Annotated in this window: 13 protein-coding genes; 9 read left to right on the top strand and 4 right to left on the bottom strand. The window is 69.4% G+C overall.

The genetic code is table 11. The annotated features are described in order from the left end of the window. The first annotated feature begins 109 nt into the window (after positions 1–109). The 9 genes from bchY (at position 110) to dxs (ending at position 8,771) form a co-directional block, all read left to right on the top strand. Positions 110–1,552, top strand: coding sequence for a chlorophyllide a reductase subunit Y (gene bchY / locus ACE37J_RS06740; RefSeq protein ID WP_409709282.1), 1,443 nt, complete (start codon positions 110–112; stop codon positions 1,550–1,552). Next, positions 1,552–3,027 (top strand): chlorophyllide a reductase subunit Z, encoded by a 1,476-nt coding sequence (bchZ, locus tag ACE37J_RS06735; RefSeq protein WP_409708986.1) that lies wholly within the window; start codon positions 1,552–1,554, stop codon positions 3,025–3,027. Before bchY ends, bchZ begins: the two co-directional genes overlap by 1 nt. Then, positions 3,024–3,239 (top strand): cytochrome PufQ, encoded by a 216-nt coding sequence (gene pufQ, locus ACE37J_RS06730; RefSeq protein ID WP_409708983.1) that lies wholly within the window; start codon positions 3,024–3,026, stop codon positions 3,237–3,239. Before bchZ ends, pufQ begins: the two co-directional genes overlap by 4 nt. Positions 3,240–3,365: 126 nt before the next feature. After that, positions 3,366–3,515 carry a light-harvesting antenna LH1, beta subunit gene (gene pufB / locus ACE37J_RS06725; RefSeq protein WP_409708981.1) on the top strand — a complete coding sequence of 50 codons (150 nt, stop codon included), beginning with the start codon at positions 3,366–3,368 and terminating at the stop codon, positions 3,513–3,515. A gap of 10 nt (positions 3,516–3,525) precedes the next feature. Then, positions 3,526–3,690 (top strand): light-harvesting antenna LH1, alpha subunit, encoded by a 165-nt coding sequence (gene pufA, locus ACE37J_RS06720; protein WP_409708978.1) that lies wholly within the window; start codon positions 3,526–3,528, stop codon positions 3,688–3,690. Between the two features lie 138 nt (positions 3,691–3,828). Then, positions 3,829–4,704, top strand: coding sequence for a photosynthetic reaction center subunit L (gene pufL / locus ACE37J_RS06715; RefSeq protein WP_409708975.1), 876 nt, complete (start codon positions 3,829–3,831; stop codon positions 4,702–4,704). Position 4,705: 1 nt separating this feature from the next. Further along, positions 4,706–5,674 carry a photosynthetic reaction center subunit M gene (gene pufM / locus ACE37J_RS06710; RefSeq protein WP_409708972.1) on the top strand — a complete coding sequence of 323 codons (969 nt, stop codon included), beginning with the start codon at positions 4,706–4,708 and terminating at the stop codon, positions 5,672–5,674. A 1-nt stretch (position 5,675) separates the two neighbouring features. Further along, positions 5,676–6,695: a photosynthetic reaction center cytochrome PufC gene (pufC, locus tag ACE37J_RS06705; protein WP_409708969.1), complete on the top strand. Its 1,020-nt coding sequence runs from the start codon at positions 5,676–5,678 to the stop codon at positions 6,693–6,695. A 165-nt stretch (positions 6,696–6,860) separates the two neighbouring features. Further along, on the top strand, positions 6,861–8,771 hold the full coding sequence (gene dxs / locus ACE37J_RS06700; RefSeq protein ID WP_409708966.1) for a 1-deoxy-D-xylulose-5-phosphate synthase: 1,911 nt from the start codon (positions 6,861–6,863) through the stop codon (positions 8,769–8,771). 57 nt (positions 8,772–8,828) lie between these two features. Here the strand turns inward: dxs and idi are convergent, their stop codons facing one another. From idi to chlG, 4 genes are read right to left on the bottom strand one after another with little or no spacing between them, the layout of a single operon-like run. After that, positions 8,829–9,380, bottom strand: a complete 552-nt coding sequence (gene idi / locus ACE37J_RS06695) for an isopentenyl-diphosphate Delta-isomerase (RefSeq protein WP_409708963.1) — start codon at positions 9,378–9,380, stop codon at positions 8,829–8,831. Further along, positions 9,377–10,567, bottom strand: coding sequence for a geranylgeranyl diphosphate reductase (locus ACE37J_RS06690; protein WP_409708960.1), 1,191 nt, complete (start codon positions 10,565–10,567; stop codon positions 9,377–9,379). The genes idi and ACE37J_RS06690 overlap by 4 nt, the downstream gene beginning before the upstream one ends. A 2-nt stretch (positions 10,568–10,569) precedes the next feature. Then, positions 10,570–11,862, bottom strand: coding sequence for a BCD family MFS transporter (locus ACE37J_RS06685; RefSeq protein WP_409708957.1), 1,293 nt, complete (start codon positions 11,860–11,862; stop codon positions 10,570–10,572). Next, positions 11,862–12,758, bottom strand: a complete 897-nt coding sequence (gene chlG, locus ACE37J_RS06680; RefSeq protein WP_409708954.1) for a chlorophyll synthase ChlG — start codon at positions 12,756–12,758, stop codon at positions 11,862–11,864. Before chlG ends, ACE37J_RS06685 begins: the two co-directional genes overlap by 1 nt. Positions 12,759–12,902 lie beyond the last annotated feature (144 nt).

The following is a 12,902-nucleotide window of genomic DNA, read 5'->3' as shown; positions in this document are numbered from 1 at the left end:
AGGCTTCGGCATGAGCGACGGCCCCGAAATCAAAGAGGCCGTCGCGGCGCCGCTCGCCGTCGACCCCGGCAAGGGGGACGGCTTCGGCTGCCATGCCGGCGCTTCCGAGATGGAGGCGGCCGCGCGCAAGGCCGGGAATTCGGAACTCCTCGACGGGTTCCGGAAGGATTATCCGCTCGGGCCGCACGACAAGCCGCAGAGCATGTGCCCCGCCTTCGGGAGCCTGCGCGTCGGGCTGCGGATGCGGCGCGTGGCGACGGTGCTCTCGGGCTCGGCCTGCTGCGTCTACGGCCTCACCTTCGTGAGCCATTTCTATGGCGCGCGCCGCTCCGTCGGCTATGTGCCGTTCAATTCGGAGAGCCTCGTCACCGGCAAGCTCTTCGAGGACATCCGCGATTCGGTCTTCAAGCTGGCCGATCCGGAGCGCTATGACGCGATCGTCGTCACCAATCTCTGCGTCCCCACCGCCTCCGGCGTGCCGCTGCGGCTCCTGCCGAAGGAGATCGACGGCGTGCGGATCATCGGGATCGACGTGCCGGGCTTCGGCGTGCCGACCCATGCGGAGGCGAAGGACGTGCTCGCCGGCGCGATGCTCGCCTATGCGCGCGCCGAGGCCGAGGCCGGCCCCGTGCAGCGCCCGACGGGCGGGCGGGACAGCCGGCCGACCGTCGCGCTGATCGGGGAGATGTTCCCCGCCGATCCGATGATGATCGGGCGGATGCTGGAGCCGATGGGGCTTGCGGCCGGGCCCGTCGTCCCCTGCCGGGAATGGCGGGAGCTTTACGCCGCGCTCGATTGCGGCGTCGCCGCCGCGATCCACCCCTTCTATTCCGCGACGATGCGGGAATTCGAGGCGGCGGGGCGCAGCCTCGTCGGCTCCGCGCCGGTCGGCCATGACGGGACGGCGGACTGGCTCGCCAATATCGGCGCGGCGTATGGCGTGGCGGCGGAGAAGATCGCCGCGGCGCAGAACGCATTCCTCCCCGCGATCCGCGGCGCGCTCCAGGGCAGCCGGGTGAAGGGGACGATCACGCTTTCGGGCTATGAGGGCTCCGAGCTTCTCGTCGCCCGCCTCCTGATCGAGAGCGGCGCGGAGGTGCCCTATGTCGGCACCGCCTGCCACCGCACCGAGATGAGCGCGGCGGACCGGGACTGGCTGGAGGCGCGCGGCGTCAAGGTGAAATACCGCGCCTCGCTCGAGGACGATCTCGCGGCGATGGAGGCGATCCGCCCCGACCTCGCCATCGGCACGACGCCGGTGGTGCAGAAGGGCAAGGCGATGGGCATCCCCTCGCTCTACTTCACCAATCTCATCTCCGCCCGGCCGCTGATGGGCCCGGCGGGCGCCGGCTCGCTCCAGGAAGTCGTCAACGCGGCCATCGGCAACAAGGCGCGGATGGACGGGATGAAGGCCTTCTTCGAAGGCGTCGGCGAAGGCGACAGCGCGGGCGTCTGGGAAGGGTCTCCGAACCTCCAGCCGCAATACCGCGCGCTCCGGCAGAAGAAGCTGGAGAAGGCCGCGCGGGCCGCCAAGGCCGAGGAGATGATCTGATGCTCGTCACGGATCATGATCGCGCCGGCGGCTATTGGGGGGCGATCTACGCCTTCTGCGCCGCCAAGGGCCTTCAGGTCGTGATCGACGGCCCGGTGGGCTGCGAGAACCTGCCCGTCACGTCGGTCCTGCACTATACGGACGGCCTGCCGCCGCATGAGCTTCCCATCGTCGTCACCGGCCTCGGCGAGGAAGAGCTGGGGCGGGACGGGACGGAGGGCGCGATGAAGCGCGCCTGGAAGACGCTCGACCCGGCGCTGCCCGCCGTCGTCGTCACCGGCTCCATCGCGGAGATGATCGGCGGCGGCGTCACCCCGCAGGGCACGAACATCCAGCGCTTCCTCCCCCGCACGATCGACGAGGACCAGTGGGAGGCGGCGGACCGGGCGATGACCTGGCTCTTCACCGAATTCGGCATGACGAAGGGCCGCGCGCCCTCCACCAAGCCGCTGGAGGAAGGGCAGAAGCCTCGGGTCAACATCCTCGGGCCGATGTACGGCGTCTTCAACATGCCCTCCGACCTGGCGGAGATCCGCCGGCTGATCGAGGGGATCGGCGCCGAGATCAACATGGTCATGCCGCTCGGCGCGCATCTGGCCGAGATGCCGAAGCTGGTGAACGCCGAGGCGAACGTGGTCATGTACCGCGAATTCGGCCGCGGCCTCGCGGAGGTGCTGGGCAAGCCCTACCTCCAGGCGCCGCTCGGGCTCGACTCGACGACGAAATTCCTCCGCACGCTCGGGGAGATGCTGGGGCTCGACCCCGAGCCCTTCATCGAGCGGGAGAAGCATTCGACGATCAAGCCGGTCTGGGATCTCTGGCGCTCGGTGACGCAGGACTTCTTCGCCACGGCGAGCTTCGGCATCGCGGCGAACGAGACCTATTCCCGCGGCATCCGCCATTTCCTGGAGGACGAGCTGGGCCTTCCCTGCGCCTTCGCCGTCTCCCGCATCCGGGGCAAGAAGACGGACAATGACGAGGTCCGCGCGCTGATCCACGGGCGGCGGCCGCTCGTCGTCCTCGGCTCGATCAACGAGAAGATGTACATGGCGGAGATGGCCGGGGGCTTCGGCCCGAAGCCGGCCTTCATCCCCGCAAGCTTCCCCGGCGCCGCGATCCGCCGGGCGACGGGCACGCCCTTCATGGGCTATGCCGGCGCGACCTACCTCCTTCAGGAGGTCTGCAACGCGCTCTTCGACGCGCTCTTCCACATTCTCCCGCTCGGCTCCGACATGGACCGGGCGGAGGCGACGCCCGCCACGCTCCGCCGCGACCTCCCCTGGGACGGGGACGCGCAGGAGCTGCTGGAGCGGATCGTCGCCGAGCACCCGATTCTGACCCGCATCTCCGCCGCCAAGTCCCTCCGCGACGCCGCCGAAAGCGCCGCGCTGAAGGCCGGGGCGAGCCATGTGGGGAGAGAAACCGTCGCCGCGCTCCGGCCCGGCGGCGCAGTTCCGAAAGGAGGAACGGCATGACCGATCAAACCTCGAACGGCCCTGTGAACCACTCGGAGCGCAAGCCCCGCGCGGAGTTCTGGATCTATTTCGCGCTGATCTTCTTTGCGGCCCTGCCGGTCGCCTTCGGCTTCTGCGTCTACGCCCGGATGACCGGGCAGGGCGGGCCGGGGCCGGTGGCGCGGGCCTGGGCGAAGGCGTGGGAGATCACGCCGCTGATATTCTCCGTGTGAAGCGTCACGCGGGACACCCCATTCGCCGGCCCGACCGGGTCGGCGGATCGTCTGAGGGGCGAATGCCCCGAAAGACCCCGGCCGCCGGGAGGCGCGGCGTCAGTCTAACGATCCGGAGGAGAGTTTATGGCTGATCGTACCGACCTGTCGTTCACAGGTCTCACTGACGACCAGGCGCAGGAACTGCACTCGGTCTATATGAGCGGGCTCACGTTGTTCACCATCGTGGCCGTCGTCGCTCATCTGGCCGTGTTCATTTGGCGCCCGTGGTTCTGAGGAGAACAAGATGAGCAAGTTCTACAAGATCTGGCTGGTCTTCGACCCGCGTCGCGTCTTCGTGGCGCAGGGCGTTTTCCTGTTCCTGCTGGCGGCGATGATTCACCTCGTCCTGCTCAGCACCGACCACTTCAACTGGTTTGAGCTCGCCGCGCAGAAGGCCGCCGGGGGCTGACCCCCGAACGCTGACGCGCGGCGGCCTTGGCCAGGGTCGCCGACGACAAGGCTGCGGGCGGCAGGTTCGCCCGCAGCGATCCGGAAAGCCGGATGACGATCGAACGAGAGAGGCCGCATTCCAGCGGAGGCGAGAGACATGGCGCTACTGAGCTTCGAGCGAAAATATCGCGTCCGCGGAGGGACGCTGATCGGGGGCGACCTCTTCGACTTCTGGGTCGGACCCTTCTATGTGGGCTTCTTCGGCGTGACGACGGCGTTCTTCGCCGCGCTCGGCACGGTCCTCATCTTCTGGGGCGCGGCGCAGCAGGGGGAATGGAACCCCTGGCTGATCAACATCGCGCCGCCCGACCTTTCCTATGGCCTCGGCCTCGCGCCGCTGATGGAGGGGGGGCTCTGGCAGATCATCACCTTCTGCGCCATCGGCGCCTTCGTGAGCTGGGCGCTGCGCGAGGTGGAGATCTGCCGCAAGCTCGGCATGGGCTATCACGTTCCCGTCGCCTTCGGCGTCGCGATCTTCGCCTATGTCACGCTGGTCGTGTTCCGGCCCTTCCTGATGGGCGCCTGGGGGCATGGCTTCCCCTATGGCATCTTCTCGCATCTCGACTGGGTTTCGAACACGGGCTACGCCTATCTCCACTTCCACTACAACCCGGCGCACATGCTGGCGGTGACGTTCTTCTTCGCCACCTGCCTCGCGCTGGCGCTGCACGGGGGCCTCATCCTCTCCGCCGCCAACCCCGAGAAGGGGGAGGAGATGAAGAGCCCGGACCATGAGGACACCTTCTTCCGCGACTTCATCGGCTATTCGGTCGGCACGCTCGGCATTCACCGGGTCGGCCTCCTGCTGGCGCTCAACGCCGGCTTCTGGTCCGCAATCTGCATCGTGATCTCCGGGCCGGTATGGACCGAGGGATGGCCGGAATGGTGGAACTGGTGGCTCGAACTGCCGATCTGGCCGACGCCGAGCCCGACCGCGGCCGCCGTCACCGCCACCGCGACGGGAGGCATGTGAGATGCCCGAATATCAGAACATCTTCACCCAGGTGCAGGTTCAGGGCGTGCCCGAAATGGGCCTGGACGACAACGGCCGGATGACGCGGGAGCGGGTGGGCAAGCCCTTCTTCTCCTCCCTCGTCGGCTGGATGGGGAACGCCCAGCTCGGGCCGATCTATCTCGGCTGGACGGGGCTCATCGGCCTCGCCACCGGCACGCTGGCGCTCAACATCATCGGGCTCAACATGCTGGCGCAGGTCGGCTGGTCGATCCCCGAATTCCTGCGGCAGGGCTTCTGGCTCGCGCTCGAGCCGCCGAGCCCGGAATACGGGCTCCAGATGCCGCCGCTGCGCGACGGGGGCTGGTACATCATCGCCAGCTTCTTCCTGCTCGTCTCGGTCATCTCCTGGTGGCTGCGGGCCTATCTGCTCGCGGCCGAGCACAAGATGGGCAAGCATGTGGCCTGGGCCTTCGCCGCGGCGATCTGGCTCTTCCTCGTGCTCGGGCTCTTCCGGCCGATCCTGATGGGGTCATGGTCCGAAGGGGTGCCATACGGGATCTTCCCGCATCTGGACTGGACGACGGCCTTCTCCATCCGCTACGGCAACCTCTACTACAACCCGTTCCACGCGCTCTCCATCGTCTTCCTCTACGGCTCGGCGCTTCTCTTCGCCATGCACGGGGCGACGATCCTCGCGGTCACCCGCTTCGGCGGCGACCGGGAGCTCGAACAGATCGCGGACCGGGGCACCGCCTCGGAGCGGGCCGCGCTCTTCTGGCGCTGGACGATGGGCTTCAACGCGACGATGGAGGGCATTCACCGCTGGGCGTGGTGGTTCGCCGTCCTCACCCCGATCACCGGCGGCATCGGCATCCTTCTGACCGGCACCGTGGTCGACAACTGGTATCTCTGGGCGGTCGAGCACCACTTCGCCCCCGAATATACGGGCGACTACGGCTACGAAGCCTACAGCGCGGGAGGGAACTGAGATGTTTCCCAAATGGTTCACTGAATGGAACCGGAAGAATCCGACGGATCCGTTCCAGCCGATCTTCCTGATGGGCGGCGTGGGCGGGGCGGTGTTCTTGGCGGCGATGCTGGTGGTGTGGGGCTGGCCCTACATGACCGAATCCTCGCAGACCGGCCCGCGCGGCACCGGCATGTCGGTGACGAAGTTCCCCGCCGGGCCGGACCCGACCGCGGACGGCTACGCCGCCTCCATCGAGGCGGCGGCCGCCGATGAGCTGCCGATCGTCGACTCCCCCGTGAGCGAGGGTCTGACCCGCGCGATGCGGCAGTGGACCGGCATTCCGGACCTCTATTCCGGCAAGGAGGACAGCTATCAGGACGTCGTCGCCAGCCTGATGATCTCCATGACGCAGGTGCTCAACGACGACTGGGGCGGCCATACCGCGATCAACGATGTCGGCGTCACCTGCTATACCTGCCACCGCGGGGAGGTCGTGCCCTCCAACATCTGGTACCGCGTCGACCCGACCGTCGAGGCGATGGCGGGCTGGGGCGCGGTGCAGAACCGGGTGACGGCCGTTTCGGGCTCCACCTCGCTCCCGTCGGACATGCTGCAGAAGCTGCTGGTCGAGGAGGGGAACATCAAGGTCCATGACCTCGAACCCCGCGTGGAGAACGCCGGCACGGCCACCTGGCAGGATACCGAGCGCACCTACAGCCTGATGAACTACTTCTCCAACTCGCTGAACGTGAACTGCAATTTCTGTCACAACAGCCGCGCCTTCTATGACCCGGGGCAGGTCACCCCGCAATGGGCGAGTGCGCTCATGGGCATCGACATGGTGCGGGATCTCAACGTGACCTATCTGGAGCCGCTGGAGGGCGTGTTGCCCGCCGAGAGGCTCGGGCCGGTTCACGCCGACGCGCCGAAGGCCGCCTGCGCAACCTGCCACAAGGGCTATTCCAAGCCGATGCAGGGCCTGCCCATGCTGGCGGACTGGCCGGAGCTTTCCGCTCCCGGCGCGACGCTCGACGAATGAGGGGCGAAGGTGCGCGCACCAGCCCCCGGCAAGGTCCGGCCCCTCGCGGGGCCTGACGTCCGGGGGCCCTCCCAGGCCCCCGGTCTCCCCTCCTGTTGGATGCAGGAACCTGGCTCCGTGCGGCCCTCACCGGCCCACGGAGCTTTTTTCTGAGAGGAGCATGAAATGCCCCGCCCTGTCACGCCCGTTCTGGACCGCGTCGCCGGCCCCTCCGACCTCCGCGCCCTCTCGGACCGAGACCTCGCGCAGCTGGCGCGGGAGCTGCGGGCGGAGACGATCGACGCCGTTTCCGAGACCGGGGGGCATCTCGGCTCCTCGCTCGGCGTCGTCGAGCTGACGGTGGCGATCCACGCCGTCTTCAACACGCCGGTGGACAAGCTGATCTGGGATGTCGGGCACCAGTGCTATCCGCACAAGATCCTGACCGGGCGGCGGGACCGCATCCGCACGCTGCGGCAGGAGGGCGGGCTTTCCGGCTTCACGAAGCGGAGCGAGAGCGAATTCGACCCGTTCGGGGCCGCGCATTCCTCCACCTCGATCTCCGCCGCGCTCGGCTTCGCCGTGGGGCGGGACATGGGGCGCCCGACGGGGGATGCGGTGGCCGTGATCGGCGACGGCTCGATCTCCGCCGGCATGGCCTACGAGGCGCTGAACAACGCCGGGCACGAGAAGCGGCGGCTCTTCGTCATCCTGAACGACAACGAGATGTCCATCGCCCCGCCCGTCGGCGCCATGTCGAAATATCTCTCCGGCCTCTACGCCAACACGCCGCTGCACCAGATGGCGGAGGGCTTCGAGGCGGCGCTCCCGGGCCCGTTCCGCGAGGGCGCGCGGCGCGCGCGCCAGCTCGTGACCGGCATGGGAACCGGCGGCACGCTCTTCGAGGAGCTGGGCTTCACCTATATCGGCCCGGTTGACGGGCATGACATGAGCCAGCTCCTCCCCGTGCTCCGCGCCGCGCGGGCGCGGGCGACGGGGCCGGTGCTGATCCATGCGCTGACGGTGAAGGGCAAGGGCTACGCCCCGGCCGAAGCCTCGGCGGACAAGTATCATGGCGTCGCGAAGTTCGACGTCGTCTCCGGCAAGCAGGCCAAGGGCAAGTCGAACGCGCCGGCCTACACCGCCGTCTTCGGCAATGCGCTGACGGAGGAGGCGGCGCGGGATTCCCGCATCGTCGCCGTGACCGCCGCCATGCCCTCGGGCACCGGGCTCGACATTCTGGCGAAGCGCTTTCCCGCGCGGGTCTTCGACGTGGGCATCGCGGAACAGCATGGCGTGACCTTCGCCGCCGGCATGGCGGCCTCCGGGCTGCGGCCCTTCTGCGCGATCTATTCGACCTTCCTCCAGCGCGGCTATGACCAGGTGGTGCATGACGTGGCGCTGCAGGGGCTGCCCGTGCGCTTCGCCATTGACCGGGCGGGGCTGGTGGGCGCCGACGGGGCGACCCATGCGGGTAGCTTCGACGTCGCCTATCTCGCCAACCTGCCCGGCTTCACGGTGATGGCGGCGGCGGACGAGGCGGAGCTGGTCCACATGGTCGCCACCGCCGCGGCGCATGACGAGGGGCCCATCGCCTTCCGCTATCCGCGGGGCGAGGGCGTCGGCGTCGACATGCCGGAGCGGGGGGCGCCGCTCGCCATCGGCAAGGGCAGGGTGGTGCAGGAGGGGACTCGGCTCGCGCTCCTCTCCTTCGGCGCGCATCTCTCCGAATGCCGGCTGGCGGCCGAGGCGCTGGAGCGCCGGGGCGTCTCCGTCACGCTGGCGGACGCGCGCTTCGCCAAGCCGCTGGACGAGGACCTCATCGCCCAGCTCGCCGCGCATCACGAGGCGCTGATCACGGTGGAGCAGGGGGCGGCGGGCGGCTTCGGCGCCCATGTGCTGCATTTCCTCGCGCGGACGGGGCGGCTCGACAGCGGGCTCCGGATCCGGACGATGACGCTCCCCGACCGGTTCATCGAACATGCGAGCCCGGCGGCGATGTATGCGGATGCGGGTCTGACCGCCGCCGACATCGAGGCGCAGGCGCTTGCCGCGCTCGGCGTCGCCTCCCCGAAGTTCGGCGAAAAGCGGGCCTGAAACGCGAAAGGCCCCGGGCGACGCCCGGGGCCTTTCGAAATCCCGACCTTCGGCGACTTACTCCGCCGCCTCCACCCGCGGCCCGAAGATCGCGTTGCGGTGCTTTTCCATGTAGATGCAGAGCCAGGGCGTGAAGCGCGACGGGTCCTCGCCGATCTCGTCCGCGAGGTCCTCCACGTCGATCCATTCCCAGTCCATCACCTCCTCGGGGTCCGGGTGGATTTCCAGCCCTTGCGGCGCCTCGCCGATATAGAGGTCGACGACCTCATGCTCGATCAGCCCTTCGCCGACATCGGCGCGATATTCCACCCGGTCGGCGTGGCGGAGCGTCACGCCGGCGACGCCGAGCTCCTCCATCAACCGCCGGCGGGCGCAGTCGTCCGGGTCCTCGCCCCAGTGCGGATGCGTGCAGCAGCTGTTCGCCCAGAGGCCGGGCGTGTGATACTTGCCCATCGCGCGGCGCTGGATCAGGAGGAAATCCCCCTCCATGAGGAACACCGAGACGGCCTTGTGCCGGAGGCCGCGCTGATGCGCCTCCAGCTTCTCGACCGGCTGGAGCGCGCCCTCCACCCAGGCGGGGATCAGCGCCCGGTTGCTCATCTGGTTCATGTGGACACCGCGGGGATGAGCCGGGTCAGGTGCGCGATGTTCTTGATCGCGATCTTGATATGCGCGAGCGGGCGCGCCTTCACCAGCTTCTTGTTCATGTAGGCTTCGAAGGTCAGGCGCTGCACGTCCACATCGTGGCAGAGGGAGACGAACCGCTCCCGCCGCTCGTCCGACTTGTAATAGGCGTCCTGCATCGCGCGGAGCACGTTGAAGACGGTCTTGTGCTCCTTCATGAAGAGCTTGCGCGCGAGCTGAAGGTCCTTCACGCGGCCGCTGGCGAGGCAGGCGGCGGCGGCTGTGGCGGCGACGCGGCCGCCGACCATCGCGTAGTAGATCCCCTCGCCGGAGGAGGGGGCGACGACGCCCGCCGCGTCCCCGGCCAGCACCACGTCGCGCCCGTTGTCCCATTTGTCGAGCGGCTTGAGGGGGATCGGCGCGCCCTCACGCCGGATCGTCTCGCAGCCCGTCAGGCCGGAGGATTCGCGGAGGAGGGCGGTGGCCTTCTTCAGGTCCACCCCGTCCACGCCCGTGCCCATGCCGACCGAGGCGGAGGCGCCGTGGGGGAAGACCCAGCCGTAGAAATCGGGCGAGACGATCCCGTCATAGATCACGTCGCAGCGCGTCGCGTCATAGGCGCCGCCGGGCTGCGGGGCGGCGATGATCTCGTGATAGGCGATGACATAGGGGATCTTGTCGCCCCCCGGCACTTCCTGCCGGCCGACATCCGAGCGCGCGCCGTCCGCCCCGATCACGAGGCGGCAGGAAAGCTCCCGCTCCTCGCCGCTCGCCTTTTCGCGATAGACGACGCGGGGGCCCTGATCGTCCCGCTCGATCCGCTTGTAGGCGCCGGTGAAGCGCGCGGCGCCGGCAGCGACGGCGCGGGCGCGCAGGAACTCGTCGAAATGTTCCCGGTCCACCATGCCGACATAGCCGTTCTCGATCGGGATATCGACGGCGCGCCCGGTGGGGGAGATCATCCGCGCCGTCGCGATCTTCGCGACGATCTGGCTGTCGGGGATATGGAAATCCTGGATCAGCCGGGGCGGGACGGCGCCGCCGCAGGGCTTGATCCGCCCGGCACGGTCCAGCATCGCGACCCGGGCGCCGGAGCGCGCGAGGTCCTCCGCCGCCGTGGCGCCGGCGGGGCCGCCGCCGACGACGACCACATCGAAATCCCTGTCCTGCATCGTCACTCTCCCGGCAAGGCGGCGGCGCGCATCGCCATGCGCCCGCCTTCCATAACTCTCATGGCCATGAGCGCGGCGGCGAGGAAGAGCGCCGCCTCCGCCGCAAAGACGAGCCCGAAGGCCGGCGCGTCCGCGCCCACCAGGCTCCGCGAAAGATCGACGGCGACCGCGCCGAGGAGGCCGCCGAACCCGGCGGCGAGCGCCTGCGCCGCGCCCCAGAGGCCGACGCGCGTCCCCTCCCGCCGCTCCCGCCCCTCGCCGGCCAGCGCCATCATCGCGCCGATGGCGGCGACGGCGAACATGCCGTTGAAGAAGCCGAGTAGGACGACCGCGGGCACCAGCGGCGCGCCCGGCCCCATCGGCCCGAGCGCGGCGATGAGGCCGAGCGCGCCCGCCGAGCCGACGCAGCCCGCCGCGACCCAGGTGCGGAGCGCACCGATGCGGAACCCGGTGCAGGCGACGCCGACCAGCAGCATCCCCGCGAAGACGCCGGCGTGCTGCGCCCCCGAAAGGCCGGTGGAGGCGCCGGGCGAGAAGCCGAAGACGAGGCCGGCATAGGGCTCCAGGATCAGCTCCTGCATGAAATAGGCGGTCATCGAGAGAAAGACGAAGAGCGTGAACATCCGCGCCTTCGGCTCCGCCCAGACCTCGCGCAGAGCCTCCATGAAGGGCGCGCCTTCGGGCTGCGGCGGGGTCGGCGCGAGGCGGCGCTCGATCCCCGCGACGGCGAGGCAAGTGACGAGGAAGGCGCCGCCCGTCACCGCCGCGACGATGACCATGAGGCGGGCGTGGGAATACGGGTCGAGCAGGGCGCCGACCGTTCCGGCGGTGACGGCGATGCCGAAGATCATCATCAGCCAGGTGATGGAGGCCGCCGCGGCCCGCCGCCGCTCCGCCGCGCCGGCGGCGAGAAGCGCAAGAAGAGAGGTGCCCGAGGCGCCGACGCCGAAGCCGATCAGCGCATAGGCCAGAATCGAGAGCGCGAGGCCCTCCGCGAAGCGCGTCTCCAGCACGATGACGGAGAGCGCGGCGAGGGCGGCGCCGAGGCCGAGAAGGCCCATGCCCCGCACGATCCAGCGCGTCCGCCGCCCGGCGGAATCGGCCGCGAAGCCCCAGCGGGGGCGGCTGATCTGCACGCCGTAATGGAGCGCGACGAGCGCGCCGGGGAGCGCGGCGGGGAGCGCCAGCTCCACCACCATCAGGCGGTTCAGCGTCGAGGTCGTGAGCACGACGACGGCGCCGAGCGCCATCTGCACGAGGCCGAGCCGGACGATGGAGAGCCAGGAAAGGCCCATCACAAACCCCTCAGCGCGAAGGCGGAGACCATCATGCCCGAGACGTAGAGGACGACGCCGACGCCGTTATACCAGGGCGCCTTGCCCTTCGGGTCCCGCAGCAGGACGCGCATCGCGAAGAGCTGCGCGATGAGGAGCGCGAGGACCGCGGCGGCGAAGGCGGGGCGCTCCCAGAGGAGCAGGAGGCCCACGACGCCGACCTGCGGAACCGCCATCGCCCAGCAGGCGAAGCGCGCCGCCCGTTCGGGCCCGAGCGTGACCGGGAGGGAATTGACGCCCATCTTCCGGTCGCCCTCCAACGCCTTGAAATCGTTGAGAGTCATGATCCCGTGCGCGCCGAGCGCATAGAGCGCGGCGATGGCGACGACCTCCCATGCCGGGGCCCCGGCGGCGAGGACGGCGGCTCCGGTGAACCAGGGCAGCCCCTCGTAGCAGAGCCCGACAAGCCCCGGCCCCCACCATCCCGACCGCTTCAGCCGCACCGGCTCCGCCGAATAGGCCCAGGCGGCGAGGACGCCGAAGACGGTCGCGCCGAAGCCCCAGGGGCCGAGCGTCCAGCCGACGGCGAGGGAGACGAGGGACATGGCGAGAGCCACGTAGAGCCCCCAGCGGCCCGGCACGCGGCCCGAGGGAATCGGCCGGTTGGGCTCGTTGATCGCGTCCACATGCCGGTCGCACCAGTCATTCGCGGCCTGGCTCATGCCGCAGGTGATCGGCCCCGCGAGCGCCATGCCTACGAGGGCGAGGCCCCAGTTTTCCAGCAGGGGCTCGCCCGAGGAGACGGCGCCGCAGAGATAGGCCCAGATCGGCGGGAACCAGGTGATCGGCTTGACGAGTTCGAGGAGCGCCGCAGGGTCGGGCGCGCGCCGGAGGTGTATCGCTTGGTTGACGCTCATGACTGTCAGATATTACTGACAGTCAGGGCGCGTTCAACAGAAAAACGCCCCCGTTTGCGGGGGCGGGTTCCATCGGGGGGAATTGCGGAGGTAAGGCGGGGCAGGGCGCAGGTTGAGCCCCGCCGCGGAGCGGGGCGTCGCCGG

Origin of the sequence: Pikeienuella sp., assembly GCF_046290545.1 — a bacterium.
Taxonomy (GTDB): Bacteria; Pseudomonadota; Alphaproteobacteria; order Rhodobacterales; family Rhodobacteraceae; genus Pikeienuella.
Note: the sequence above shows the minus strand (reverse complement) of the source record. Positions and strands in the feature narration are given on the sequence as shown.